This window comes from Azospirillum griseum, assembly GCF_003966125.1.
Lineage (GTDB): Bacteria > Pseudomonadota > Alphaproteobacteria > Azospirillales > Azospirillaceae > Azospirillum > Azospirillum griseum.
The window spans coordinates 163,435-189,710 of the sequence record NZ_RXMA01000003.1; the positions used below are offsets into that span (position 1 = coordinate 163,435).

26 protein-coding genes are annotated in these 26,276 nt (G+C 70.9%); 11 read left to right on the top strand and 15 right to left on the bottom strand.

Going from position 1 to position 26,276, the window contains the following annotated elements; genetic code table 11:
* Window positions 1-26: 26 nt before the first annotated feature.
* The 4 genes from EJ903_RS05165 to hutI form a co-directional block, all read right to left on the bottom strand.
* Window positions 27-221 (bottom strand): hypothetical protein, encoded by a 195-nt coding sequence (locus EJ903_RS05165; protein ID WP_126612791.1) that lies wholly within the window; start codon window positions 219-221, stop codon window positions 27-29.
* A 121-nt stretch (window positions 222-342) separates the two neighbouring features.
* On the bottom strand, window positions 343-2,028 hold the full coding sequence (gene hutU / locus EJ903_RS05170) for a urocanate hydratase (protein ID WP_126612793.1): 1,686 nt from the start codon (window positions 2,026-2,028) through the stop codon (window positions 343-345).
* 50 nt (window positions 2,029-2,078) lie between these two features.
* The gene (gene hutC / locus EJ903_RS05175; protein ID WP_126612795.1) at window positions 2,079-2,804 is read right to left on the bottom strand and encodes a histidine utilization transcriptional repressor HutC; all 726 of its coding nucleotides are present in this window, start codon (window positions 2,802-2,804) and stop codon (window positions 2,079-2,081) included.
* Window positions 2,801-4,066 (bottom strand): imidazolonepropionase, encoded by a 1,266-nt coding sequence (gene hutI, locus EJ903_RS05180; RefSeq protein WP_126612797.1) that lies wholly within the window; start codon window positions 4,064-4,066, stop codon window positions 2,801-2,803. The genes hutC and hutI overlap by 4 nt, the downstream gene beginning before the upstream one ends.
* 105 nt (window positions 4,067-4,171) lie before the next feature.
* Between hutI and EJ903_RS05185 the strand changes: the two genes are divergently transcribed.
* Genes EJ903_RS05185 through hutG form a run of 3 tightly spaced genes read left to right on the top strand, consistent with a single transcriptional unit; the run spans window position 4,172 to window position 7,895 of the window.
* Window positions 4,172-5,536: a formimidoylglutamate deiminase gene (locus EJ903_RS05185; protein WP_126612799.1), complete on the top strand. Its 1,365-nt coding sequence runs from the start codon at window positions 4,172-4,174 to the stop codon at window positions 5,534-5,536.
* A complete protein-coding gene (hutH, locus tag EJ903_RS05190; protein WP_417281843.1) occupies window positions 5,533-7,086 on the top strand; it encodes a histidine ammonia-lyase in 1,554 nt (517 codons plus the stop codon). The genes EJ903_RS05185 and hutH overlap by 4 nt, the downstream gene beginning before the upstream one ends.
* The gene (gene hutG / locus EJ903_RS05195; RefSeq protein WP_126612800.1) at window positions 7,086-7,895 is read left to right on the top strand and encodes an N-formylglutamate deformylase; all 810 of its coding nucleotides are present in this window, start codon (window positions 7,086-7,088) and stop codon (window positions 7,893-7,895) included. The genes hutH and hutG overlap by 1 nt, the downstream gene beginning before the upstream one ends.
* 41 nt (window positions 7,896-7,936) lie before the next feature.
* On the opposite strand, the gene EJ903_RS05200 is transcribed toward hutG, so the two are convergent.
* Both EJ903_RS05200 and rbsK read right to left on the bottom strand, forming a co-directional pair.
* On the bottom strand, window positions 7,937-8,302 hold the full coding sequence (locus EJ903_RS05200) for a DOPA 4,5-dioxygenase family protein (RefSeq protein ID WP_126612802.1): 366 nt from the start codon (window positions 8,300-8,302) through the stop codon (window positions 7,937-7,939).
* Window positions 8,303-8,331: 29 nt separating this feature from the next.
* Window positions 8,332-9,264 (bottom strand): ribokinase, encoded by a 933-nt coding sequence (rbsK, locus tag EJ903_RS05205; protein WP_126612804.1) that lies wholly within the window; start codon window positions 9,262-9,264, stop codon window positions 8,332-8,334.
* A 307-nt stretch (window positions 9,265-9,571) separates the two neighbouring features.
* Here rbsK and EJ903_RS05210 point away from each other — a divergent pair, with 307 nt between their 5' ends.
* Complete coding sequence (locus EJ903_RS05210) at window positions 9,572-10,057, top strand: acyl-CoA thioesterase (protein ID WP_126612806.1); 486 nt, start codon at window positions 9,572-9,574, stop codon at window positions 10,055-10,057.
* 62 nt (window positions 10,058-10,119) lie between these two features.
* Here EJ903_RS05210 and EJ903_RS05215 read toward each other — a convergent pair whose 3' ends face one another.
* Window positions 10,120-10,824 (bottom strand): ChrR family anti-sigma-E factor, encoded by a 705-nt coding sequence (locus EJ903_RS05215; protein ID WP_126612808.1) that lies wholly within the window; start codon window positions 10,822-10,824, stop codon window positions 10,120-10,122.
* Window positions 10,821-11,423, bottom strand: a complete 603-nt coding sequence (locus tag EJ903_RS05220; RefSeq protein WP_126612810.1) for a sigma-70 family RNA polymerase sigma factor — start codon at window positions 11,421-11,423, stop codon at window positions 10,821-10,823. Before EJ903_RS05220 ends, EJ903_RS05215 begins: the two co-directional genes overlap by 4 nt.
* 168 nt (window positions 11,424-11,591) lie before the next feature.
* Between EJ903_RS05220 and EJ903_RS05225 the strand changes: the two genes are divergently transcribed.
* Genes EJ903_RS05225 through EJ903_RS05245 form a run of 5 tightly spaced genes read left to right on the top strand, consistent with a single transcriptional unit; the run spans window position 11,592 to window position 17,091 of the window.
* Window positions 11,592-12,974, top strand: a complete 1,383-nt coding sequence (locus tag EJ903_RS05225; protein ID WP_126612811.1) for an NAD(P)/FAD-dependent oxidoreductase — start codon at window positions 11,592-11,594, stop codon at window positions 12,972-12,974.
* Entirely contained in the window at window positions 12,974-13,843 is an 870-nt protein-coding gene (locus EJ903_RS05230) for a DUF1365 domain-containing protein (protein WP_126612813.1), read from the top strand. Before EJ903_RS05225 ends, EJ903_RS05230 begins: the two co-directional genes overlap by 1 nt.
* Window positions 13,840-15,066, top strand: a complete 1,227-nt coding sequence (locus EJ903_RS05235; RefSeq protein WP_126612815.1) for an SAM-dependent methyltransferase — start codon at window positions 13,840-13,842, stop codon at window positions 15,064-15,066. Before EJ903_RS05230 ends, EJ903_RS05235 begins: the two co-directional genes overlap by 4 nt.
* A gap of 2 nt (window positions 15,067-15,068) precedes the next feature.
* A complete protein-coding gene (locus EJ903_RS05240) occupies window positions 15,069-16,412 on the top strand; it encodes an MFS transporter (protein WP_126612817.1) in 1,344 nt (447 codons plus the stop codon).
* A 25-nt stretch (window positions 16,413-16,437) separates the two neighbouring features.
* Window positions 16,438-17,091: a DUF3833 domain-containing protein gene (locus EJ903_RS05245; protein WP_126612819.1), complete on the top strand. Its 654-nt coding sequence runs from the start codon at window positions 16,438-16,440 to the stop codon at window positions 17,089-17,091.
* A gap of 27 nt (window positions 17,092-17,118) precedes the next feature.
* Here EJ903_RS05245 and fabF read toward each other — a convergent pair whose 3' ends face one another.
* The 6 genes from fabF to EJ903_RS05275 form a co-directional block, all read right to left on the bottom strand.
* The gene (gene fabF, locus EJ903_RS05250; RefSeq protein WP_126612821.1) at window positions 17,119-18,405 is read right to left on the bottom strand and encodes a beta-ketoacyl-ACP synthase II; all 1,287 of its coding nucleotides are present in this window, start codon (window positions 18,403-18,405) and stop codon (window positions 17,119-17,121) included.
* Window positions 18,406-18,452: 47 nt separating this feature from the next.
* The gene (locus EJ903_RS05255) at window positions 18,453-19,052 is read right to left on the bottom strand and encodes a TetR/AcrR family transcriptional regulator (protein WP_126612823.1); all 600 of its coding nucleotides are present in this window, start codon (window positions 19,050-19,052) and stop codon (window positions 18,453-18,455) included.
* Window positions 19,053-19,229: 177 nt separating this feature from the next.
* On the bottom strand, window positions 19,230-19,715 hold the full coding sequence (locus EJ903_RS05260; protein WP_126612825.1) for a nuclear transport factor 2 family protein: 486 nt from the start codon (window positions 19,713-19,715) through the stop codon (window positions 19,230-19,232).
* Window positions 19,712-20,488 (bottom strand): SDR family NAD(P)-dependent oxidoreductase, encoded by a 777-nt coding sequence (locus tag EJ903_RS05265; RefSeq protein ID WP_246015205.1) that lies wholly within the window; start codon window positions 20,486-20,488, stop codon window positions 19,712-19,714. The genes EJ903_RS05260 and EJ903_RS05265 overlap by 4 nt, the downstream gene beginning before the upstream one ends.
* On the bottom strand, window positions 20,485-21,204 hold the full coding sequence (locus EJ903_RS05270; RefSeq protein ID WP_126612827.1) for a DUF6134 family protein: 720 nt from the start codon (window positions 21,202-21,204) through the stop codon (window positions 20,485-20,487). The genes EJ903_RS05265 and EJ903_RS05270 overlap by 4 nt, the downstream gene beginning before the upstream one ends.
* An 85-nt stretch (window positions 21,205-21,289) precedes the next feature.
* On the bottom strand, window positions 21,290-23,476 hold the full coding sequence (locus tag EJ903_RS05275; protein ID WP_126612829.1) for an O-linked N-acetylglucosamine transferase family protein: 2,187 nt from the start codon (window positions 23,474-23,476) through the stop codon (window positions 21,290-21,292).
* Window positions 23,477-23,685: 209 nt separating this feature from the next.
* Between EJ903_RS05275 and EJ903_RS05280 the strand changes: the two genes are divergently transcribed.
* Both EJ903_RS05280 and EJ903_RS05285 read left to right on the top strand, forming a co-directional pair.
* Window positions 23,686-24,315 carry an NUDIX domain-containing protein gene (locus EJ903_RS05280; RefSeq protein WP_246015207.1) on the top strand — a complete coding sequence of 210 codons (630 nt, stop codon included), beginning with the start codon at window positions 23,686-23,688 and terminating at the stop codon, window positions 24,313-24,315.
* Between the two features lie 4 nt (window positions 24,316-24,319).
* Complete coding sequence (locus EJ903_RS05285) at window positions 24,320-25,240, top strand: LysR family transcriptional regulator (protein WP_126612831.1); 921 nt, start codon at window positions 24,320-24,322, stop codon at window positions 25,238-25,240.
* 42 nt (window positions 25,241-25,282) lie between these two features.
* Here EJ903_RS05285 and EJ903_RS05290 read toward each other — a convergent pair whose 3' ends face one another.
* Complete coding sequence (locus tag EJ903_RS05290) at window positions 25,283-26,065, bottom strand: MipA/OmpV family protein (RefSeq protein WP_126612833.1); 783 nt, start codon at window positions 26,063-26,065, stop codon at window positions 25,283-25,285.
* Window positions 26,066-26,276: the final 211 nt, after the last annotated feature.

Here is a 26,276-nt window from a genome sequence, read left to right on the forward strand (position 1 = left end):
TTGGCTGGCAGCCCAGATTCTTCCGTTCACGGCTGACGGTTGTCGCGCCCAGCCACCAAACTCCCGGTGCCGGAGGGCAACCCCGAATGCGACGGCATCCGCCTGCGGTGGACGGAGCCGGAAGTGACGCCGCCGAACGGGTTGATGGCGGTGAACACCGCCGTCGCCCGGTCAACCGGGGACGCGTCGGACGCCCGATCGATGCCGGTCAGGGCGGGCACGGCAAACACCCGCCGCAAAAGGCCGATGGCCTGCAGCAGGCCTGAAGCGGCCCCGGATCAATGCGGACAGAGAGGTCAACGCCCTCGCCCAGAGGGTGAGGGCGCGTCTCCCCTCAGCCGCTTATTTCAGGAACGGCAGGTTCAGGCCCTGTTCCTTGGCGCAGGCGATGGCGATGTCATAACCCGCGTCGGCGTGGCGCATCACGCCGGTCCCCGGATCGTTCCACAGCACGCGGCCCACCCGGCGGGCGGCCTCGTCGCTGCCGTCGCAGACCACGACCATGCCGGAATGCTGGGAGAAGCCCATGCCGACGCCGCCGCCATGGTGCAGGCTGACCCAGGTCGCCCCGCTGGCGGTGTTCAGCAGCGCGTTCAGCAGCGGCCAGTCGGACACGGCGTCCGACCCGTCCTTCATCGCTTCGGTCTCGCGGTTCGGGCTGGCGACGGAGCCGCTGTCCAGATGGTCGCGGCCGATGACAATGGGGGCCTTCAACTCACCCGACTTCACCATCTCGTTGAAGGCCAGCCCCAGACGGTGGCGCTGCCCCAGACCGACCCAGCAGATGCGCGCGGGCAGGCCCTGGAAGTGGATGCGCTCGCGCGCCATGTCCAACCAGTTGTGCAGGTGCGCGTCGTCGGGGATCAACTCCTTCACCTTGGCGTCGGTCTTGTAGATGTCCTCGGGATCGCCCGACAGGGCGGCCCAACGGAAGGGACCGATGCCCCGGCAGAACAGCGGACGGATGTAGGCGGGAACGAAGCCGGGGAAGGCAAAGGCGTTTTCAACACCCTCCTCCTTGGCCATCTGACGGATGTTGTTGCCGTAATCGACCGTCGGCACGCCCATGGCGTGGAAGGCCAGCATGGCTTCGACATGGACGGCCATCGACTTGCGGGCGGCGGCGGCGACGGAGGCCGGATCGCTTTCCCGCGCGGCGTCCCATTGCTCCAGCGTCCAGCCCTGCGGCAGATAGCCGTTGACCGGATCATGGGCGGAGGTCTGGTCGGTCACGATGTGCGGGCGAACCGACGGATCGGCGGCGGCACGGCGGGCCAGTTCAGGGAAGACGTCGGCGGCGTTGCCGAGCAGGCCGACCGAAATCGCCTCGCCCTTCGCGCAGGCCTCCTGAATCCAGGCCAGCGCCTCGTCCAGGCTGGCGGTGTGGCGGTCGAGATAGCCGGTGCGCAGGCGCATCTCGATGCTGCTGGGGCGGCATTCCACCGCCAGCATGCAGGCCCCGGCCATGGTCGCGGCCAGCGGCTGCGCCCCGCCCATGCCGCCCAACCCGCCGGTCAGGATCCATTTGCCCGTCAGGCTGCCGTTGTAATGCTGACGCCCGGCCTCGACGAAGGTTTCGTAGGTGCCTTGGACGATGCCCTGGCTGCCGATGTAGATCCAGGACCCGGCGGTCATCTGGCCGTACATCGCCAGACCCTTGCGGTCCAACTCCTGGAAATGCTCCCAGTTGGCCCAGCGCGGCACGAGGTTGGAGTTGGCGATCAGCACGCGCGGCGCGTCGGCGTGGGTGCGGAAGACGCCGACCGGCTTGCCCGACTGCACCAGCAGCGTTTCATCGTCGTTCAGGTCGCGCAGCGCCGCGACGATGCGGTCGTAGCTGTCCCAGTCGCGCGCCGCCCGGCCGATGCCGCCATAAACGACCAGCTCTTGCGGGCGTTCGGCGACGTCGGGGTCGAGGTTGTTCATCAGCATGCGCAACGGCGCCTCGGCGAGCCAGCTTTTGCAGCTCAACTCGGTGCCGTGCGGCGCGCGGATGACGCGCTGGTTGTCGAGACGGGACGACGACATGGGTCATGCTCCTGGTGGGAGGGGTGAAGAACGGGGATTGAGAGAAACGCTTACGGTGGCGGCGCTTGGAACCGCGCACCCAGGCGGTAGCGGCTGCCGGGATGGACCAGCATCGCCACCGTCACGACCTGACCGTTGACCCAGGTGCGGCGGGTCACGCGCAGGCAGGGTTCGGAGTCCGGGATCTCCAGCAGGCGGGCGATGTCGGGGGTGGGGGCCACCGCCTCGATCACATGTTCGACCTGCGGGGAGGCTTCCAGCCGCATCAGATAGGCACCGGGGGTTTGCCGGGTGAAATCCTGGTCGAGATAGTCGGGTGCCACCTCCGGGTTGACCCAACGCTCCTCCAATTGCACCGGCACGTCGCTTTCGCGGTGAACGACGATGGAGTGGAACAGCGCCGAGCCGACCGGGCGGTTGAAGCGGCGGGCCAACCCGGTGTCGGCGGTGACGGCGGACAGGCTTTCCACCGCGCAGGAATGGCGGTTGCCGCGCGCCGCGATCTCGTCGGCGATGCTGCGCAGCTCCACCACATCCATGCTGGTCGGGCGTTCGGCGACGAAGGTCCCCAGCCCCTGCACACGGGTCAGCAGCCCTTCGTCGGTCAGGTCGCGCAGGGCACGGTGGACCGTCATCCGGCTGACCGAAAACTCCTCCAACAGCTTGTGTTCGGAGGGAATCTGAAACCCCTCGCGCCAGTCGCCGGACTGGATGCGGCGGCGGATGGTTTCCTTGATCTGGGCGTAGCGCGGTTGCGCGGCGGACACGGCGCTCATGGTGCGGCACTCGATTGAAGGGCGTGGGGCGCGCGGACGACGCCCGCGTTCACCACCGCCCGGCAGGGGTTGAGGCCGATGGCGTAAGACAATTCCGCCGGATGGTCGATCCCCCACAGCACCAGATCGGCCCGCATCCCCGGCGCGATCACGCCCCGGTCGGTCAGGCCCAGCGCGCGGGCGGCGTGGCGCGTCACCCCGGCCAGCGCCTCCGCCGGGGTCAGCCGGAAGAAGGTGCAGCCCATCGACAGCATCAGCAGCAGCGAGCAGACCGGCGAGGTGCCGGGGTTGTTGTCGGTGGACAGCGCCATCGGCACGCCATACCGGCGCAACAGATCTATCGGCGGCAGCTTGGTTTCGCGCAGGGCGTAGAAGGCGCCGGGCAGCAGCACCGCCACCGTCCCGGCCCGCGCCATGGCGGCCACGCCCTCCTCGTCCAGATGCTCGATGTGGTCGGCGGACAGGCCGTCGAACGCGGCCACCAGCTTGGCCCCGCCCAGATTGCTGAGCTGTTCGGCGTGCAGCTTCACCGGCAGGCCGTGCGCCCGCGCCGCCTCGAACACCCGGCGGGTCTGGTCGATGGAAAAGCCGATGCCCTCGCAAAAGGCGTCCACCGCGTCGGCCAACCCGGCCTGGGCGACGGCGGGCAGCGTCTCGCCGCAGACGAGATCGATGTAGCCATCGGGGTTGCCGCGCCATTCCGGCGGGACCGCGTGCGCGCCAAGAAAACTGGTGCGGACCGCGACCGGGCGCAGCGTCGCCAACCGCCGGGCGACGCGCAGCATCTTCATCTCGCTGGCGGTGTCCAGGCCATAGCCGGATTTGATTTCGACCGTCGTCACCCCTTCGGCCAGCAGGCTGTCCAGGCGCGGCAGGGTGGCGGCCAGCAGGGCGTCTTCGTCCGCCGCGCGGGTCGCGGCGACGGTGGAGACGATGCCGCCGCCCGCCCGCGCGATCTCCTCATAGCTCGCGCCCTGGAGCCGCATCTCGAACTCGCGCGCCCGGTTGCCGCCGTAAACAAGGTGAGTGTGGGCGTCGATCAGCCCCGGCGTCATCCAGCCGCCGCCGCCCGAATGGACATGCGCGGCCAAAGACTCCATAGGCCCCGGCAGGTCGCGGCGCGGACCGGCAAACACGATTGTGCCGTCCTTCACCCCCACCGCCGCGTCGGCCACCGCGCCATAGCCGTCCGCCGCCCCGTCTTGGAGGGTGGCGAGCGACAGGTCGATCCACAGGGAGTCCCACAGCGCGGCGGTCGGCATCGGTTTGTCCTCCAGCGGGGCCGGGCCGCGCGCCGTTGGAAAAGGCGCTTGGCATCGGGTTGTCTATGCTTGTATAGTGTTGTCTATAATAACGAGGCCGCTTGCATGAGCAACCTGTTTTTTGCCGCCGCGCTGTTGCCCCAGGGCTGGGCGGACAACGTCGCCGTCGCGCTGGACGGTCGGGGCCGCATCGCGTCCATCACCGCCAACGCCGCGTGCCCACCGGACGCGGAGCGGTTCGACGGCGCGGTGGTCGCGGGCATCGCCAACCTGCATTCCCACGCCCACCAGCGCGCCATCGCCGGGCTGGGGGAAATGTCGGGCGAGGGAACGGACAGCTTCTGGAGTTGGCGCGACGTCATGTACCGCGCGCTCGACCGCATGGATCCCGAGGATTTCGAGGCGGTGGCGGCGCAATTGTATGTGGAGACGCTGAAGGCGGGCTTCACGGCGGTGGCGGAGTTCCATTACCTGCACCACGACCGCGACGGCAGCCCCTTCGCCGATCCGGCGGAGATGAGCCACCGCACCGTGGCCGCCGCCCGCGCCGTCGGCCTGCCGATCACGCTGCTGCCGGTGCTCTACGCCGCGTCGGGCTTTGGCGGAACCGCCCCCACCCACGGCCAGCGCCGCTTCATCCACGACGGCGACGCCTTTGTGCGCCTGACCGGGGCGCTGCACCGGGCCTATGGCCGCGACGACGACGTGCGACTCGGCATCGCCCCCCATTCGCTGCGCGCCGTGCCGGAGCGGCTGCTGGCCGACATGGTCGCCGCCCACCCGGCCGGGCCGATCCACATCCACATCGCCGAACAGCGCAAGGAGGTGGAGGATTCGTTGGCCCACAGCGGACGCCGCCCGGTCGAATGGCTGCTGGAGCGCGCCCCGGTCGACGCGCGTTGGTGCCTGATCCACGCCACCCACATGACGGAGGCGGAAACGCGCGGCGTCGCCCAAAGCGGGGCGGTGGCCGGGCTATGCCCGACGACGGAGGCCAACCTCGGCGACGGCTTCTTCCCCGCCGACTCCTACATGGCCCAGGGCGGGCGTTGGGGCATCGGCTCCGACAGCCACATTTCGGTCAGCCCGGTGGAGGATCTGCGCTGGCTGGAGTATGGCGCGCGCCTGACCAGCGGGCGGCGCACCGTGCTGGCGGGCGGGCCGCGCCGCGCCACCGCCCGGCGGCTGGTGGAGGACGCGCAGGCGGGGGGCGCGCAGGCCACCGGCTTTGACGCCGGGCGCATCGCCGTCGGTCAACGCGCCGACCTTGTGGTGCTGGACACCGATCACCCGCTGCTCGCCGCCCGCCGGAGCGACGCGTGGCTCGACAGTTGGATTTTCGCCGGCAACGCCGGGTTGGTGCGCGACGTGATCGTCGGCGGGCGGGTTGTCGTCCGCGACCGCCGCCACCCGCGCGAAGACGACATCGCGGAACGCTTCAAAAACACGCTGGGGAGACTTTTGGGATGAGCGCGACCATGCCGACCACCGACACCACCATCACCCTGGTTCCGGGCGCGCTGCCGCTCGACACGCTGCGGGCCATCTATTGGGGCCGCCCGGCGCTGACGCTCGATCCGGCGGCCTACCCGCGCATGGCCCGCTCGCGCGCCCTGATCGACCGCATCGCCGGGGGGACCGAGGCCGTTTATGGCGTCAACACCGGCTTTGGCAAGCTGGCGCACACCCACATCGCCGCCGAGGATCTGGAGACGCTGCAACGCAACCTGATCCTGTCGCACGCCACCGGCGTGGGCGAGCCGCTGGCCGACGGCGTGGTCCGCCTGATCCTGGTCATCAAGGCGGTCAGCCTCGCCGTCGGCGCGTCGGGCGTGCGCCCCGAACTGGTGGACGCGCTGCTGCGGCTGCACGCCGCCGATGTGCTGCCGGTCATTCCGGGCAAGGGGTCGGTCGGCGCGTCGGGCGACCTCGCCCCGCTGGCCCATCTCTGCGGCGTGCTGCTGGGCATCGGCCATGTCCGCGTCAACGGCCAGATCCTGACCGCCGCAGAGGGGCTGCGCATCGCCGGTCTGCCGCTGTTCGATCTGAAGGCCAAGGAAGGTCTGGCGCTGATCAACGGGACCCAGGTGTCCACCGGGCTGGCGCTGGCCGGGCTGTTCCAAATCGAACGCGCCTTCAACGCCGCGTTGGTCGCCGGTGCGTTGTCGGTCGAAGCGGTCAAGGGCAGCCATCGCCCGTTTGACGCGCGCATCAGCGCCCTGCGCGGCCAGCCGGGCCAGATCGCCGTCGCCGCCCTGTTCCGGGCCGCGCTGGACGGCAGCCCGCTGAACGCCAGCCACCAGGGGCCGGATTGCCACCGCGTGCAGGATCCCTATTCGCTGCGCTGCCAACCGCAGGTGATGGGCGCGGTGCTCGACCAGATGCGCCAGGCCGCCCGCACCCTGGTGATCGAGGCGAACGGCGTCACCGACAACCCGCTGGTGCTGGTGGACACCGACGAGGTGCTGTCCGGCGGCAATTTCCACGCCGAGCCGGTGGCGATGGCCGCCGACCAGCTCGCCATCGCCGCGTCGGAGATCGGCGCGCTGTCGGAGCGCCGCATCGCCATGCTGATCGACACCACCATCAGCGGCCTGCCGCCCTTCCTGGTGGCCGAACCGGGGCTGAATTCCGGTTTCATGATCGCCCATGTGACGGCAGCAGCGCTCGCCTCGGAAAACAAGACGCACGCCCACCCGGCCAGCGTGGACAGCCTGCCGACCTCCGCCAACCAGGAGGACCATGTCAGCATGGCGACCTTCGCGGCGCGGCGGTTGGGCGACATCGCGGGCAACGTCGCCGACATCGTCGGCATAGAGCTTTTGGCCGCGATTCAGGGGCTGGAGTTCCACCGCCCGCTCGCCACCTCCGCCACGCTGGAACGCGCCATCGCCACCGTGCGGGCCGAGGTGCCGCGTTACGAGGTGGACCGCTACTTCGCCCCCGATCTGGCCGCCATCGGCGCGCTGGTCCGCCGGGGCGCGCTGGACGGCGTGATGCCCGCGTCGCTGGAGGCGTGATGGACCCGGTTTTCGACCTTGCGCCGGGCGATGGCCCGCTGGTCATCAGCATGCCCCATTGCGGCACGGCGCTGTCGCCGGGGCTGGCCGAACGGCTGACCCCGCAGGCGCTGACCCTGTCGGACACCGATTGGCACATCCCCCGGCTCTATGATTTCGCGCGGGATGCGGGGGCGACGCTGCTCAGCGCGCGCTGTTCCCGCTACGTCGTCGATCTCAACCGCCCGCCGGACGGGGCCAGCCTCTACCCCGGTCAGGCGACGACCGGCCTGTGCCCCGACACGCTGTTCGACGGCCAACCGCTGTATCGGGACGGGCAGGCCCCGGATGCGGCGGAGATCGCCGAGCGGGTCGATGCCTATTGGCGGCCCTATCACGACGCGTTGGCGGCGGAGCTGGCGCGGGTGAAGGCCCGCCACGGCTTCGCCCTGCTCTACGACGCCCATTCGATCCGCAGCCGGGTGCCGCGCCTGTTCGACGGGCGGTTGCCCGACCTCAACCTGGGCACCGCGCGCGGGACCAGCGCCGCGCCCGATCTGATCGCCGCCGTGGTGGCGACGATGGAGCGGGCGACGGCGGCGGAGGGGCTGACCTGCGTCACCGACGGGCGCTTCGTCGGCGGCCACATCACCCGTTGGTACGGGCGACCGGCGGAGAATGTCCACGCCCTGCAAATGGAGCTGGCGCAAGACCGGTATATGGACGAGGACGCCCCGCCCTTCGCCTACCGCCCCGACCGGGCGGAGCGGCTGCAACGGGCGCTGCGCCCGCTTTTGGAAACGCTGGCGGGGTGGCGTCCGACGGGGTGAAAACGCCCCGCCACCGCTTGCCCGCCATCACCGGCCCCTCATCACCGGCCCGGTGCCAACGCCTCCAACCGCAAGGGCAGGCGTTGGCCCAGCCACGCGGCGTGCGCGGTGTGGTCGGCCAGTTCGTCGCCGGTCATCGGGTGGACCAGCACGTCCAGCCCGCCCCGGTGCAGCATCAGCCAGGGCATCACCTGGGCGAACGCCTCCACCGCGAAGGCGACCTGATACATGCTCTGGGTGTGCGGGCCGACCAACGCGTCGTGCCAGCGCCCCAGCCGCACCGGAAACCGCGCGCCCAGCGCCTCGCGCAGGGCGGCGGCCTCGGCCTTCGTCTCGGGCCGGTAATAGACGTGGGCGTGGTATTCGGTGATCGTTTCCACCCGATCCGCGCCCGATTCCGTCCCCATGTCCGTTCCAGGCCCCGCGTCCATCGCCCTCACGCCCCGACGCGGGCGAGGAAGGCGGCGAACTCGTCCGCCGTGGCGTAGGCCGCCTGCGCGCCGCGCTTGGTGATCGAATCGGCGGCGTAGCGCACCGCCGTGCGCAGGGCCGCCGGAACGTCGCCGCCCTCCGCAAACACGCGGGAGAAGGAGCCGATGAAGGCGTCGCCCGCCCCGGTGGTGTCCACCGGCGTGACCGACACCGGGTCGATCAGGGTCGCCGACTCCGCCGTCACCAGCAGCGCGCCGCGCGCGCCCAGCGTGACGATGACGCAGCGCACGCCGCGCGCGATCAGCAGGCGGGCCGCCGCCTCGGCGTCGGACGGGCTGTTGACCGGGCAGCCGGTCAGCGTCGCCAGCTCCGTTTCGTTCGGCACGAAGAAGCGCAGCCCCGCCAGCTTGGCGGGATCGAGGTCGGTGCGGGCGGGGGCCGGGTTCAGCAGCACCGGCACGCCGTGCGCCACACCAAAGGCGATGGCGTGATAGACCGTTTCCAGCGGCACTTCCAATTGCAGGACGATCAGGGCGCAGCCCTTCAGATCCTCCGCCGCCGCGTCCACATCGGCGGGGCGCAGATGGTCGTTGGCCCCCTTGGCGATGACGATGCGGTTTTCGCCCGACGGCTCCACCAGGATCGTCGCCACCCCGCTCGACACGCCGGGCACGCGCCCGACATGGCGGGTGTCCACCCCGGCGCGGGCCAGCGCGGCGATGGTGGTGTCGCCGAATCCGTCGTCGCCCAGCTTGGCCACGAACAGCACCTCGGCCCCCAGCCGCGCCGCCGCCACCGCCTGATTCGCCCCCTTGCCGCCGCCGCCCTGGCTGAAGGACAAGCCTTCCACCGTCTCGCCACGCTCGGGCACACGGGACACATAGGCAACGAGGTCGGTCATGCTGCTGCCGATGACGGCGATCTTGGGCCGGGTCATGCTGTCTCCTCACACACAGGCTTGCGGCGGCCACGATAGCAAGCGCGGCCCCCAAGCCAAGCGAAAAGCCGCCCTCTCCCCCCGGCGAAACCCCGGTGCGGCGGCGAAGGGCTATGATGCGGTGCAGCATTTTGGCAACAGCCCAAAGACCCGAATGCGTCGGGGAATCCCCTATGCCGCAGGAACACGTTGAACAAAAGGTGCTTTTCCCGGATTGTTGGACAGGGCCACAACTGATATACGGCTCCGCCCCGACCGGCGCGCCCGAACTACGGACGCCGTCGTGGAAACAAGGATTGATGTTGAGATGCATGACGCCAGCGAGCGACCGCGCCGCCCCGATGACCACCCCTGCCACCGGCCTCTGCCGCCGGGCTGTTTCCGGGTGCAGCGGCCCATTCGCTTTTCCCACAGCGACCCCGCCGGGATCGTCTATTTCCCGGTCTATTTCGACATGTTCAACGGCGCGGTGGAGGACTGGTTCACCCAGGGCCTGGACATCGATTACGCCAGCATGATCCTGGAACGGCGGCTGGGGTTGCCCATCGTTCACGCCGAATGCGATTTCCTCGCCCCCAGCCGGATGGGCGACACGCTGACCCTGGGTGTGCTGATCGAACGGTTGGGGCGCAGTTCCCTGCAACTGCGCATCAACGGCGAGGTGGGCGGTCAGGTCCGCCTGTCGGGCAGCCTGACCGTGGTCACGACCTCGCTGGACGGCTTCGCCTCCGTGCCAATCCCGGACGACATCCGCAGCGCCATGGAACTCTATCAAATCCGCTGCGAAGGCTGACCGGTGACTGCGCTGCCAACGCGGCGGGTCACAGTCTGAAACGGGTCAGGGTCTGAAACGGGTCACAGGCCGATGAAGGGCTGCATCAAGCGCCCCATCAGGCCGGTGAAGCGCAAGGGCGCTTCGGTGGCGATCAGGCACAGGCATTCTTCATGGCTGTCGGCGATGGGCTGGTGGCGCACGTCGCCATCGGCCTCGGCGATGTCGCCCGCCACATAGCGGCCCAACTCGTCGGAAAAACTGCCCGCCAACACCAGCGTCAATTCCAGGCCGCCATGGCCATGGTGCGGCAAGGCCGTGCCCGGCGCGATGCGCAGCAGTTGGGCGCAGCCGCCGCGCGCGGTGCGCGGCAGCAGTTCCGCCCGCCGCACGCCGGGGGCCAAGCGTTGCCATGGCACCGCCGCCAGCGAGCCGATGTAGGGGCGCAGCAGGTCGGGCGTCCCGGCCTCCTCCGGACGGCAACGGCGGCGGGGCGGCGCGGCGCAGCCCTCGCGGTCCAGCCGGGCCAACGTGTCGGCCAGGGTCAGACGCTCCAACGGCTCGGGCGGCAGATCGTCGAGCAGAGCACCGCCCACCGCCTGGATGTCGGCCAACGCGGCGCGGCATTCCGGGCAGGCGGCCAGATGCAGCGCCACCGCCAGCGACAGCCCTTCACCCAGGCCGCCCGCGCCATAGCCGACCAGCAAGGCGTCGCTGGGGTGGTGCTGCGGGTGGCGTCCGGCGGATTGTCCGGACGACCAGGGGCCGATCTCACCGGATTCGGTCATGACTCATCTCCCAACGCCTTGCGGATCTTGCCCATGGCCAGACGCAGGCGTGACTTCACAGTGCCCAGAGGCAAATTCAGGCGCTCCGCGATCGCCGGGTGCGCCAGATCGGCGAAAAAGGACAGATGGACGACCTGCGCCTGCTCCGGCGTCAGATCGCGCAGGGCACCGCGCAGCCGCGTGGCCCGCTGCGCCCCGTCCATCAGCGCGTCGGCGCGCGGCCGGTCGTCCTCATGCTCGGCCAGCGCCTCGTCCGACACCTCCGGGTGGCGTTCGCGCCGCAGGCCGTCGATGCGCAGATTGCGGGCGATGGTGAACACCCAGGTCGCCGCCTCCGCCTTCGCCGGGTCGAACAGCGCGGCCTTGCGCCACACCGCCAGCATCGTGTCCTGCGCCAGATCCTCCGCCCGCTGCGGCGGCGCGCCCAGCTTGAGCATGTAGGACTTCACGCGGGGGGCGAAATGGGCAAACAGCCGGGCGAACGCCTCGCGGTCGCCCCGCTGCGCCACCGCGACCAGCGCGCACGACATCGGGTCGGCCCCGTCATCGGGGGCCGCGCCGGTCGTCAACGACGAGGAGGAGGGGGCAATTCCACGCATAACCTCCCATACGCGGCGGCCCCGGCGATGGATCACCGCGCCAGGCGCCGTTTCCGCATTTTTTCATTCGGTGGGGAAAAACAACGCGGTCGGTGATCCGCCGGTCAAACAGCGGCGTAAACGGACATGTCACCGCCCTCCCCCCCGCCGTTCAGGACACGCCCGCCGATGACCAGCGCCGACATCCTGCCGCTCCGCCCCGCGCACACCCCCGGCACCGCTCCCCTCTCCGTCGCCGTTGTCGGGTCCGGCATCGCCGGGCTGTCGGCGGCGTGGCTGCTGTCGAAGGCCCACCGCGTCACCCTGTTCGAGAAGGAGGACCGGCCCGGCGGCCACGCCAACACGGTGGACACCGATCTCAGCGGCCCGGTGGACACCGGCTTCATCGTCTACAACGCGCCCAGCTACCCCAATCTGGTGGCGCTGTTCGATCACCTCGGCGTCGCCACCCGCCCCACCGACATGAGCTTTGCCGTGTCGATGGATGGCGGTCGGTTGGAATACGCCGGAACCTCGCTGGGGACGCTGTTCGCGCAGAAACGCAACCTGCTGCGCCCGCGCTTCTGGCGGATGCTGCGCGACCTGCTGCGCTTTTATAAGGAGGCCCCGGCGCGGGCCAACGGTCCCAACGCCGACCGTTTGACGCTGGGCGAGTTGCTGGACCAGGGCGGCTATTCCGACGCCTTCGTCCGCGACCATCTGTTGCCGATGGCCGCCGCCATCTGGTCCACCCCGGCGGAATCGATGCGCGACCACCCCGCCGCCGCCTTCATCCGCTTCTGCGAAAACCACGGGTTGTTGAAGATCACCGACCGCCCGGTGTGGCGCACGGTGGAGGGCGGCAGCCGCGCCTATGTCGGTCGCATCCTGGCCGACATGCCCGACGCCCTGCGCCTGAACAGCGCCGTCGAATCGATCAGCCGCGACGATGGCCGGGTGCGCATCCGCGACCGGCGCGGCGCGCTGCACGAGTTCGACCATGTCGTCATCGCCACCCACGCCGATCAGGCGCTGGCCCTGCTCGATGACCCCAGCGCGAAGGAACGCCGCCTGCTCGGGGCCTTCGCCTACGAACGCAACCTCGCCATCCTGCACGACGACCCGTCGCTGATGCCGCGCCGCCGGTCGGTGTGGTCCAGTTGGAATTACCTGTCGCAAGCGGGGGACCAGGGCAGCAACGCCGTTTGCGTCACCTATTGGATGAACCGGCTGCAAGGCTTCCTGCCGCCGGAGCGCGATCTGTTCGTCACGCTCAACCCCATCCACCCGCCGGGCGAGGGGCGCATCCTGCGCAGCTTCCTCTACGACCACCCGATCTTCGGCATGGCCGCCCTGGACGCGCAAAAGCAGCTCTGGAGCCTGCAAGGCCAGCGCAACACGTGGTTCGCCGGGTCCTATTTCGGTGCCGGCTTCCACGAGGACGGGGCGCAGGCCGGTTTGGCCGCCGCCGAGGCGCTGGGCAGGGTCCGCCGCCCCTGGAGCGTGGAGAATGAATCCGGCCGCATCCATCTCGGCCCCCACCACCGTGTCGGCGCGCGCGAGGCCGCCTGATGGACCGCTTCGCCTCGGGCCTTTACGTCGGCGCGGTGATGCACCGTCGGGTGAAACCGGTGACGCACCGCCTGTCCTACCGCGTCGTCAGCCTGTTGATCGATGTGGACGAGCTGCCCCGGCTTGACGCCGAATTGCGGCTGTTCGCGCACAACCGCTTTGGCCTGCTGGGCTTCCACGACCGGGATTTCGGGGCGAAGGCCGACCAGCCCGGCGCGGGGATGGGTCTGCGCGCCTGGGCGCGCCACCATCTGGAGCGCGCGGGCATCACCGCCGACGGGCCGATCCGCATCCTGTGCTTCCCGCGCGTGCTGGGCTTCGTCTTCAACCCGTTGAGCGTCTGGTTCTGCCACCGCGCCGACGGCAGCCTCGCCGCCATCATCCACGAGGTGTCCAACACCTTTGGACAGCGCCATTCCTATCTGATCCCCGCCGACATCGGCTCCGACGGGCTGGTGCGGCAGGAATGCGACAAGCGCTTTTACGTCTCCCCCTTCATGGACATGGAGACGGCCTATCACTTCCGCATCCGCCCGCCCGCCGACGATCTGCTGCTGGCGATCCGCCAGACCGACGCGGCCGGGCCGGTGCTGCACGCCACCCTGTCGGCCAAGCGGGTTCCGATCACCGACGGCGCGCTGCTGCGCGCCTGGGCGCGCCACCCGCTGATGACGCTGAAGGTGGTGGCGGGCATCCATTGGGAGGCGCTGCGCCTGTGGCGCAAGGGCATGACCATCCGCCCGCGCCCGGACGCGCCCGCCGACCCCGTCACCATCGCCAGATTGCCCATCGTCTCCATCCCGGCCCGCACCCCGGCCTCCATCCCAATGGCCCCGATCCACGCCCCCAGCAAGGGAACCCCCGCATGACCGATCTCGCCGCAACCGCCGCGCGCCCCTGGTGGCGTCGGCTGACGCCCGTCCGTGACCTGTGGATCGGTCTGTTCCTGCAAGCCGCCTCGCGCATCCGCCACGGCAGCCTGACGCTGAACCTGCCCGATGGCCGGTCGATGACCGTCGGCAACCCGGCGGCCGGGCCGAACGCCGACCTGACGCTGGACGACCCGGCGGCGGCGCGCCATCTCGTGCTGGGTGGTGACATCGGTCTGGCCGAAGCCTATGGCGATGGGCTGTGGCGCACCACCGACCTGCCCGCCCTGATCGAGCTGGGCATCCGCAACGAGGCGGAGTTGGGCGACAGCCTGCTCGCCTCCCGCCTGATGGCGCTGGTCAACCGCCTGCACCACCGGCTGAACGACAACACGCGCGGCGGCAGCCGCCGCAACATCGCCGCCCATTACGATCTGGGGAACGCCTTTTACCGGCTGTGGCTCGACCCCGGCATGACCTATTCCTCCGCGCTGTACGAGCGGCCGGACCAAAGCCTGGAGGACGCGCAGGACGCCAAGATCCGCCGCGTCGGCGACCTGCTGGAGCTGTCGCCGGGCCAGCGCGTGTTGGAAATCGGTTGCGGCTGGGGCGGCATGGCCGACCATCTGGTGCGCGCGCGCGGCGCGTCGGTCGTCGGGCTGACCCTGTCCACCGAACAGCTCGCCATCGCTCAAGACCGGTTGGCCGACGCGCCGCCGGGCATGGCCGAGTTCCGCTTGCAGGATTACCGCGACGTCGATGGCCGGTTCGACCGCATCGTCTCCATCGAAATGATCGAAGCGGTGGGCGAGGCGCATTGGCCGCGCTACTTCGCCACCCTGCGCGACCGGCTCGCCCCCGGCGGCTGCGCCGTGATCCAGGCCATCACCATCGACGATTCCCGGTTCGACGGCTACCGGCGCGGCTGCGACTTCATCCAGCGCCACATCTTCCCCGGCGGCATGCTGCCTTGTCCCGACGCGATGCGGGCGCAGGCGGCCAAGGCGGGGTTGACCATCGACCATGTCGAAACCTTCGGCCTCAGCTACGCCGAAACCCTGGCGGAATGGCGGCGGCGGTTCCTCGCCGCCTGGCCGCAGATCGCCGCCCAGGGGTTCGACGCGCGGTTCGGGCGGCTGTGGGAATATTACCTGGCCTATTGCGAGGCCGGATTCCGCGCCGGAACCATCGACGTCGGGCTGTGGCGCTTCCGGCGCGCCTGACCATGACGGACGCTCTGCCGGGGCGGCGGCTGGCGCTCTACGCCGCCCCGGCCTTGCCGCTGGCGCTGCCGGTGCTGCCGGTGGCCGCCCTGCTGCCCGCCCATTACGCCGACACGCTGGGGCTGGGGTTGGACCGGGTGGCCTTGGCGCTGGGGGCCGCGCGCCTGCTCGATCTGCTGGCCGATCCGGTGATCGGCGCGGTGAGCGACCGCAGCGGGCGGCGCAAGCCCTGGATCGCGCTGGGCGGCGCGCTCGCCGGGCTGGGGTTGCTGATGCTGTTCAGCCCGCCGCAGCCGGTGGGCGCGCTGCATTTGTTCGGCTGGAGCCTGCTGCTCTATGTCGGCTGGAGTCTGGCGCAGATCCCCTATCAGGCCTGGGGGGCGGAGCTGGCGACCGGATACGACGCCCGCGCCCGCGTCAGCGGCGCGCGGGAAGGGGTGGGCGTGCTCGGCCTGATCCTGGCGGGCGCGGTTCCCGCCACCGCCGCCGCGCTGGGCGGCGATCTGGCCGATGGCCTGCGGGCGCTCGCCTGGATCACGCTGGCGGTCGGGGCGGTGGCGCTGTCCGGCCTGCTGTGGGGCGTGCCGGAGATCCGGCGCGAGGATCCCACACCGACCGGCCCACACGCAACCAATCACCCGGCATCGATGGCCGTGATGCTGCGCGCCGCGCTGACCAACGGCCCGTTCCGGCGGTTGCTGGCGGCCTGGATGGTCAACGGATTGGCGACCGGGGTTCCCGCGACGCTGTTTCCCTTCTTCGTCGGTTCGGTGCTGATGGCGGGGGACGGGGCGAAGGGGGTGTTTCTGCTGCTCTATTTCCTGTCCGCCGTCGCCGCCGTGCCGCTGTGGCTGCGGCTGACCGCGCGGTTGGACAAGCACCGGGTGTGGTGTCTGGCCATGCTGATGGCCTGCGCCGCCTTCGCCCCGGTTCCCTGGCTGGGGCCGGGCGACGGCTGGGCCTTCGCCCTCGTCTGCGTCGTCACCGGGGCGGCGCTGGGGGCGGATCTGGCCCTGCCCGCCGCGATGCAGGCGGACGTGGTCGATTACACCCGCTGGCGCGACGGCGGCCCGGCCCGCGCCGGGTGGCTGTTCGCCCTGTGGACGATGGCGTCCAAGCTGGCGCTGGCCCTGTCGGTGGCGCTGGCGCTGCCGCTGCTGTCGGCCCTGGGATTCGATCCGGGGGCCGAGGCGGCGGGGCCATCGGCAGCGGTGGCGGTGATCTACGCCGGGGTTCCGACCGTAGCGAAGCTGATCGCCGTGGCGTTGGTCTGGCGGCACCCCTTGACCCGCCGCCGCCACGCCGCCATCCGCCACCGGCTGGACCGCCGGTCCACCATCCGCTGACCGCCTTTTTCCAGGGAAGCCCCCCATGCCGACCGGTCGCCCCCGCGCCTTTGTCTCCCGCCTCCTGTTGGCCGCCGCCCTGCTGGTCGGCTTGAACGGATGCTCGTCCATGAAGATCCAGGATTTCGCCAACCAGACCCCGGTTCTGAAGATCGAGGAGTATTTCGCCGGGCGGACCACCGCCTGGGGCCTGTTCGAGGACCGGTTCGGCACGCTGCGCCGCAGCTTCACCGTCACCATCGACGGCGCGTGGAATGGCCGCGAGCTGACGTTGGACGAGCGTTTCCTCTATTCCGACGGCGAGACCGACCGCCGGGTATGGCGCATCACCAAGACCGCCGAGGGCCGGTACGAGGGCCGCGCCGACGATGTGATCGGCACCGCCGAGGGGCAATCGGCGGGCAACGCGCTGAACTGGACCTATGAGCTGTTGATGAAGGTCGGCGACGACCGTTGGCGCGTGCGCTTCGACGATTGGATGTGGCTGCAACCCGGCGGCGTCCTGATGAACCGCGCCCATGTCTATCGCTGGGGCCTGTGGATCGGCACCGTCAGCCTGTTTTTTCAGCCGGAGGGCAAGGCGGGCGTCACCCCGCCAAACCCGACGCTGAACGGCCCGACTCCCAATGTCCCGGCTCCAAACGGCGCGGCGGGCAAACGCCAAGCCGCCGCCGGGTGATGCGGGGGCCGTTCCCTTCGCCCCGCATCACCGGTTGTCATCATTCCAGCGGCGGAAAATCACGCTGGCGTTGACCCCGCCAAAGCCGAAGCCGTTGGAGATCGCGTGGTCGAACGCCCAGGGGCGGCGGGTTGGGCCGACAAGGTCGAGACCGACCGCCAGCGGGTCGGGCGTGACCAGCGTGCGCGTCGGCGGCAAGATCTGGTCGCGCAGCGCCATGATGGTGAAGATGGCCTCGACCCCGCCCGCCGCGCCCAACAGATGGCCGGTGGCCGCCTTCGTCGCGCTGATGGCCAGATCGGGGGCCTCGCCGAACACGGTTTTGATCGCCGCAATCTCCCCCCGGTCGCCCACCGGGGTGGAGGTGGCGTGCGCGTTCAGGTGACGCACGCGCGACGGCTCAAGCCCCGCCTGCGCCAGCGCGGCCCGCATCGCCCGCGCCGCGCCGTTGCCATCCTCCGGCCCGGAGGTCAGATGATGCGCGTCGGCGCTGGTCCCGTACCCGACCAGTTCGGCGAGCGGGGTTGCGCCACGCGCCCGCGCGTGGTCCAGCGATTCGATCACCAGAACGCCCGCTCCTTCGCCCATCACGAAGCCATCCCGCCCGGTGTCGAACGGGCGGGACGCGGCGGTCGGATCCGCGTTGTAGGCGGTGGAGAGCGCCCGCGCCGCCGCGAAGCCGCCCAGGCTGACCCGGTCGATCGCCGCTTCCGCCCCGCCGCACACGGCGATGTCGGCCTCGCCCGCGCGGATGAGCCGCGCCGCGTCGCCAATCGCCTGCACGCTCGCGGCACAGGCCGTCACCGGCGCGCCCAGCGGGCCTTTGTAGCCGTGGCGGATCGACACCCACCCCGCCGCCAGATTGCACAGAAAGGACGGCACGGTGAAGGGCGACAGCCGCCGGGTGCCGCGCGCGTCCGTTGTGCGGATCGCCTCGGCGATGGAATGAAAGCCGCCAATGCCCGACGCGATGATCGTGGCGGTGCGGGTCCGCTCCTCCTCCGTGCGCGGCGTCCAGCCCGATTGGCGGATCGCCTCGTCGGCGGCCCCCAGCGCCAGCGCGATGAAGCGATCCGTCTTCTTCTGGTCTTTCGCCGGAACAACCGAATCGAGGTCGAACCCGCCCTCCTCCTCGGCGGTCGGCACCAGACCGGCCACCTGGCAGCCGACATCGGGCGCCCAACCCTCCGGCAAGCGCCGCAACCCGGATTCGGCGGCCAGCAGCCGCCGCCACACCGGATCGACCCCACACCCCAGCGGTGAGACCATGCCCATGCCGGTCACGACAACGCGTGTCTTGCTGTGTCCAACCATGTGAATACCGTTCCCCGATCCATCAGCAAAAGGGTTGATCGCAGGCGTCAGGCAAGCCCCAGCCGCGTTTTCAAAAGCTGTCGCGACGACCGCAGAATCTCGTTGCCCGCCGCTTCGTCCGACGCCGCGCGGGCCAGCGCCATCGCCCCGACCAGTTCCGCCAGCACCGACCGCGCGGTCATCTCCGGCTCCGGCAGCCCCAGCGCGTCGAATGCGGTGGCCAACGCGCGCTGGAAATAGGCAACGCCCTGGTTGAACCGGCCGCGCGCCGCCTCGGGCATGCGCGACGCCCCGCCGGACAGCGCCGGGAGCGGGCATCCCTGGTCCGGGGCGCTGCGTATCGCTTCGGACAGATACCAGTCGATCAGCCCGGCAACCCCCTCAGCGGCCTCGCGCTGGGTGAGACGGTCGTCCAGGATCCGCCGGCTGTCCTGGAACATCCGCTCGATGGCCTCCGTCACCAGCGCGTCGCGCGAGGGGAAATGCGCGTAGAAGCCGCCATGCGTCAGCCCGGCGCGCTTCATCAGGGCGGCGACGCTGATACCGTCCGGCCCGTCGAGCCGCATCGCCGCCGCCGCTTCGTCGAGAATCCGCGCGTGGGTGCGCTCCTTGTGGGTGGGGCCTGTGTGTGTAGAAGCCTTGGTCATGGGCGCAGCGCCTTGCCGCCGGTGTTCGAGGGGGATCGTCGCGCCGGTTCCGGTCGAACCGCACGAATATGATGTTCATCATTTATATGATGAACATCATATTTTCAAGCGCGTTTCTGCGTTGGGCCGCGACCGGCGACCCGGACGAAACGATGCTCCACCAATGGCCGCTGCGCCTTATCCCGGCGGGCAAACGCCAAGCCGCCGCTGGAGGGCGCGCAGCGGCGCGCCGAGCAGCGGGACCCGCAGGTAGAGATGTTCGCCGGAATCCCAATGGTCGATGTGCTCGCGCACCCGGCCATCGGCGGCTTGGCGGACCTCGCTGGTTCCGATCACGTCCAACCGGCCAATCACGGAAACCGTTGCTTCAAACCGCCAGCGCAGCAACGCCAGATCCGGGGCGAACAGCCGGTGGGTGATGGTGAAGCGCAGATCGGCGCAGCCAACCAACGTGTGCTCCAGCACCGCGCGCAGGGCGTCGCGCCCGCGCGCGTCGTTGAAGGGGTCGCGGAACCGCACGTCGTCGGTCGTCAGCTCCGGCAACCGCGCCAGCGCGGCGGGGCTGAGGGTTTCGAACAGGTGGACCCAGCCGTCCAGCCCGGCGCGGCGGATCGCGTCATCGTCGTTGTCGCTGATGGCGCTGTGGTTGGCGTCCTGGCTCATCCGGCCCCCGTGATTCTGCGGATCAATGGGAAATACACGCCATAGGGCAACAGGCGCAGCGTCTTCATGATGCGGGCGAAGCGCGGGGGAAAGGCGATCTCGAACCCACCCCCGGCCAACCCGGCGGCGATGCGGTCGGCGGCCTCCTCCGCCCCGATCAGGTCGGGCATGGGAAAGGGGTTGCGCGCGGTCAGCGGCGTGGCGACGAAGCCGGGGCAGATCAGCCGCAGCCGGATTCCGGCCCGGTCGCAGTCCAGCTTCAGCGATTCGCACAGGTTGATCAGCGCCGCCTTGGTCGGGCCATAGGCCGCCGCCGTCGGCAAGCCGCCATAGCCCGCCACCGACGCCACCACGGCCACCCCGCCACCGCCGCGCGCCCGCAGGCGCGGCAGCACGGCGTCCAGACCATGGACGACGCCCATGTAATTCACCTCCATCAGGGCGCGCGCGGTGGCGGTGGAAAAATCCTCCAGCCCCATCGGGATGTGGGTTCCGGCGTTCAGCACCACCTGATCGAGCGGCCCCAACCGCTCCTCGACCGCCGCGACACAGCGCCCCACCGCGTCGGCGTCGGTGACGTCGAGCGGGAAGGGGTGGACGCGTCCGGGTGCCTCCGCCGCCAGCGCGTCCAGCGCGTCGGCGGACCGGGCCGACACGGCGACGGCGGCCCCATCGCGCGCCAGCCGCAGGGCCAGCGCGCGGCCGATGCCGCTGCCCGCCCCGGTGATCCAGACGCGGGTTCCCGCCGCCACACCCATGGCCGGGCCGCTCATGGCGCGCGCTCCGCCACAGTCGGGCTGGAGCCGCAGCGCTGGCACACATAGTCGATGGTGGAGCCGTCGCGCGCGGCAAAGCGCAGGCCGGTCCACAGGCCCCGGTCGTCGTACCAGACCGTCGCCCGCAGGTCGCCGTCATACACGTAACGGGTGGACAGGCGGGGGCCGAAGCCGGTCGGAACCGTCTCGCGCCCTTGCGCGGTCATCGTCACCCGGTTGATGTCTCCGGTGATGGTGTTCAGCACCGCATCGGCCCCGATGACGCCGGAATGCCAATGGTCGGTTGGGAACAGGCCGAGCGGGGCCACAACCGGCCCGCCCCCCGTGTCCCCGCCGCCGCCCTCGCCACCCGCCGCCGACACCCGCAGCCGGTCGCCGTCCGCCCGCGCGGTCACGGTGGTGATGGTCCCGTCGTCGTTGCTGCGGCTGTCCAGCGCCACCATCCGCCCGTCGGTCCATTGGCTGGTGGATTGGTATTCGAAGCGGTAGACGGGGATCCCCAGCAGACGCACGGTGATCCGGCTCATCGCCTCCGCCGTCAGGCCGGTGGCGGTCGGGCGCAGGGTCACGCGGTGGTCGCCGACCGGGCTGCCGTCGCGCCGGATCTCGAACCGATAATCGGTTTCCAGCGGGACCGGGTTGGCCAGGGCCGGACATGAGACGGGCAGCGCCAGCAACAGCGCGGCACTCCACACCAGGCGGGGGAGCGGCAATCGGGGCATCATCGGATCCTCTGCGGGTGGTCGCTCCCCCTCGGTACGCCACCGGCGCGACGCCGGATCACAAGGCTGTTCACGTTCAGCGGTGCTTCAGCCAACGCCGCCACAAGGCCCGGCAGGCCCGTTCGAACTGGCGCGCCCGCAACGGTCCGTTCATCAGCGGGGCCGCCGCCAGCCGGGCGCGCAGGCCCGCGTGATAGGCCGCGCGCCGCTGCGGGTCGGCGGCCAGATCCGCCGCGATGGCGACGAAGCCGTCGGCGTCCCCGGCGATCAGCTCCGCCGCGCCCGCCGCGCGCAGATGGGCGGCGGACACCCGCCCCATCATGCTGTCACCGCACAGCGTCACCACCGGCACGCCCATCCACAGCGCTTCGAAACTGGTGGTCGCCCCGCTGAACGGGTGGGTGTCCAGCGCGATGTCGATCTCGTGATAGACCGCCAGATGGTGCCGTCGGTCCGCCGCGCCATCGGGGAACACCAGCCGGTCCGCCGCCACGCCGCACCCGGCCAGCACCGCAACCACATGGTCGCGCAACAGCGGTTCCAAAAACTGATCGCGGTAGCGCAGCAGCAGGCGCGATCCCGGAACCGCCCGCAGCACCCGCGCCCACAGCGTCAGCACCGCGTCGTTCACCTTGGCCGGGTTGTTCAGGCTGCCGAAGGTGAGGGGGCGGTCAGCGCCATGACCCACCGGGTGCGGCGGCGGCGCGTCGGTCATCGGATCGAAGGCGTAGAAGCCGGGCAGGCGGAAGGGCCGTTCGCGGAACCGCTCCGCCCCGCTGCGCGGGGCAAGCACGCGGTCGGTGAACAGCGCGTCCATCCCCGGCAGGCCGCTGGTACCGCCATCATGGGCGCTGATCAGGACCGGGGCGGGGCGGTGGGCGGCGACCAACGGGCGGTTGGCGTCGAACCGCCCGGCCAGCGTCACCAGCGCATCGACGCCGTCGGCCCGGATCCGCTCGGCGATGGCGGCGTCGCCCAAACCCGCCACCGGCCGCCAGAGATCGGCAAAGCCGCGCAGCCGCTCCGTCATCGCGTCGGTCCGGGGATCGGTGGCGTAGAGCGCGACCTCCACCGCCGCGCGGTCGTGGTTGGCCAGGATCGGCGCGATGTTGCGCGCCACCGGGTGGTCCCGCAGATCCGCCGACAGATAGCCGATGCGCAAGCGCCGGTCCGGGGCGGGATCGTTGCGGAAGGTTGGAACCGCAGGCAGACCGGCCGGCGCGCGGCGGCGGGCGAAGGCCAGCGCCTCGGCGTAACGCGCCTCTTCGGTCAGGGTCGGGTCGTAGAGGATGGCCGACAGCAGGCCGCGTTCGGCGTCGTAGCTGCCCAGCCGTTGCCCGCGCCGCAGCAGCGGAACCCCCGCCGTCACCGCCCCCAGGGAGCGCAAGGCGGTGGCCAGATTGCACAGCGCCGCCGCCGCCGTGGGGTTGAGCGCCAGCGCCCGCCGCGCCGATTGGGCGGCGGCGGCGTGCCGCCCGCGCCCCAAAAAGGCGGCCCCCCGGTTGATCCAGGCGGCGGTCAGGGTCGGGTCGGCGATCAGGGCGCGGCGGCTGGCGGCCAGCGCGGCGGCGCTCTCCCCGCCCTCGTCCAGCAGCGCGGCGCGCGCGCCCCAGCCGTCGGGCTGGGCGGGGGCCAGCGCCAGCGCGGCGCGAAAGCCCGCCAACGCCGCCGCCCGGTCGCCCAGCCGATGGGCCAGCTGCGCGGCGTCGAGCCAGCCGTCGGCGGATCCGGGGTCGAGCGTCACCGCGCGGCGCAGCGCGTCGAACGCCGCGTCCAGCCGCCCACCCTCCCGCAGAGCAACCGCGCGTCGGCGCAGCAGCAACGCCGCCCGTCCGGCGCTGTCGCGGTCAGCGGGATCCAGGCTGGCGGCCCGCCGCAGCGCGTCCAGCGCGGCGTCCGCCGCCCCCATCCGGTGCGCCGCCCCACCCAGCCGCGCCCAGGCCACGGCAAAGTCCGGGCGCAGCGCCAGCGCCCGGCGGCAGGCCGCCGCCGCCGCCGCCGGTTGCCCGGCCGCATCCAGCAGCGCGCCCAGGTTGGACGGGTAGTCGGCGGCGTCGGGCCGCTGCGCCATCGCCTGACGGATCAGATCCGCCCCCCGATCCGCCCGCCCGGTCTGCCCGGCCAACACCCCCAGCAGATGCAGCGCGTCGGCCTGCCCCGGGTCGGCGTCGAGGATGCGGCGGTAGAGCGTCTCGGCGGCGTCGAGCCGCCCGCCCATGTGATGATCCAGCGCCACACCCAACGCTTCCGCAATCGTCGCCATCGCGTCCCCGACCGGTCCAGCCCCACGCCCCTTGCCGCCCGTTGTCGCCCGCTGGCGGGGGTGGCGTCCAGCGATTCCGCGACGGGGCCAAATCCGCACAGCCACCCTTCAATTCTGACGGGCTGCGGCGCGCGGGCGGCGGCGGCAGGATGGCGGCACACCGCATCACCGGCTGTTCGCATCAGCCGCCGCTCACAGGATCACCACCGATGCCCGACACCGCCCAGCCCAGCCAATCAACCAGCGCCACCGAAGCCAGCATGGCCGACCGTGTGCGGGTGCGCGACGTCACCCTGTTGTCGAACGATTGGTACGTGCTGAAAAAGACCGTCTTCGATTACCGCCGCCGCGATGGCTCGTGGCAGACCCTGAGCCGGGAAACCTACGACCGGGGCAACGGGGCGGCGCTGCTGCTGTTCGATCCGACGCGCGGGACCGTGCTGCTGACCCGGCAATTCCGCTACGCCACCTACGTCAACGGCCATCCCGAACCGCTGTTGGAGGTGTGCGCCGGTCTGCTCGACGACCGCAGCCCGGAGGACGCCATCCGCGCCGAAGCGATGGAGGAGTTGGGCGTGGCCGTCGCCGCCCCGCGCCGGGTGTTCGACGCCTACATGAGTCCCGGATCCGTCACCGAGCGCCTGGCCTTCTTCGTCGCCGAATACCGCGCGGCGGACCGGGGTGAGGGCGGCGGCAACATCGAGGAGGGCGAGGACATCGACGTCGTCGAGTTGACCTTGCGCGACGCGCTTGCCATGGTCGAACGCGGGGCCATCGTCGATGGCAAGACCATCATGCTGCTGCAACACGCCGCCCTGCACCGGCTGATGGAGGGGTGACGCCATGGGCGCGGGCGGCGATGGGGGATGGATGATCGACGACGCGGCGCTTGACTGGGAGGACATCCGCGCCTTCCTCGCCACCGCCCGCAGCGGCAGCCTGACCGACGCCGCCCGCCACCTGGGCCTGAGCCAACCCACGCTGGGGCGGCGGCTGAAACGGCTGGAAGGCGTGCTGGGCGCGCCGCTGTTCGACCGGCTGCCCAACCGGCTGGCCCTGACCCCGCTGGGTCAGGCGGTGTTGGAATCGGCCGAAGCGATGGGAACGGCGGCCGCCGCCTTTGCCCGGCGGGCCGACCGGCAGGTCGCGGTTCCCCAGCCGGTGCGCGTCACCGCCACGTCCTCCGTCTCCACCTTTCTCACCACCCATCTGCCGACCCTGCTGGCGGAGACGGGGGCCGATCTGACCATCCTCAGCACCCGCGCCACGCTCAACCTCGCCCAGCGGGAGGCGGAAATCGCCCTGCGCATGGACCGGGTGCCGACCGAAGGCGATCTGGTGACGCGGCGTCTGGGCCGCTTCGGCTTCACCCTCTACGCCGCGCGCGGCCTGCGCGACGACTGGTCGGGCGACTGGACCGGCGCGCCGGTGGTCGGCCTGCCGGAAACCCGCCGCCGCCCGTCGCAATCGGGCTGGGTGGACGACACCGCGCTGGAGCGCGGCGGGCGCATCGTCGCCCGTCTCAGCGAATTGCCGATGCGGCTCGACGCCGCCCGGCGCGGGGTGGGGGTGACGCTGCTGCCCTGCGTGCTGGGCGACGCCGACCCCACGCTGGTCCGCGTGATCGACCCGCCCGAGGCGCTGCGCGAAAGCGTCCATCTGCTGGTGCACCGCGACGTGCGCGACCTGCCCGCCGTCGCGGCGGTGGCCGACGCGCTGGTCCGCCTGTTCCGCCGCCACGCCCACGCGCTGGCCGGTGTCTGACCGGCCCGATCCCGCCCCACAGCCGGATCCGAAAGCGCCGGATCAGAAGCGGTAGCCGACGCCGACCATGGCCATCGGCTGGACCTTTTCCACCACGACCGGGCTTTTCTTGGCGTTGCCGGTCAGGATGCCGACGCCGCCGTTGGCGGTGACAAACCAATTGTCCGTCACCATCCAATTGGCCCCGACGGTCACGTCGATGCGCTTGACCCCGGACTCCGCCGTGTAGGCCTTCAGCCCCGACGCCTTGGCCTGCGCGGCGCTGATGCCGAAATTGGCGCGCATGTGGCGTTCGTCCGCCCAGGTCGCCGACACCCCGCTGGTCAGGCTCAACCGCTCCGTCACCGGGTATTGCAGGCCAACCCCGGCGCGGACGGTCAGGCCGTTCGAGCCGCCGAAATCCTTGGTCGCCGACAGGTCGAAGGACAGGAAGCCCAATTCGTAATTGGCGAACAGGCTGCCCGCCGCCGCGTCCTTGATGTCGCCCAGCCCCTTCAGACGGCTGTGGTTTTTTTCCTTGCGCCCCGCCTGGTAATTGACCGACGTGCCCAGCGTCAGGTTTTCAAAGACCGTGGTCTTGGCCCCCAACCCCTTCGCCCCCAGGAACACCGTGTCTTTCCACGTCACCTCGGCCAGCGGAATCGGGGCCACCTTCATGGTCTTCGCCCCTTCGTATTTCGGGACATAGGCGGCCCCACCGCCGACCATGAACGACCAATCGCCGCGCCGGGCATCCGGGCCAGCGGCGTGCGCCGCGCTGGACAGACCAACCGCCACCGCCGCCGTCAGGGCGGCCCCGACCGCACCGCGCGCGGTCCTTGTCATCACTCCAGTCACCGGACCTTCTCCTCACCATCAGGATTCGGCACCGCAACCCGCAGCGCCGACGGTCCGTTGTCTAGCCGGGGTGGCTTGCGCGGAGCTTGCGAAAACGCGAACGAAAGTTGCGCTGTGTTGCAAGCTTCCGGCAAGCCCGCCGCCGGATAGATCGGGGGAGCGCGGTCAGCCGACGTCCCATCCCACCCTTGCGGATCGG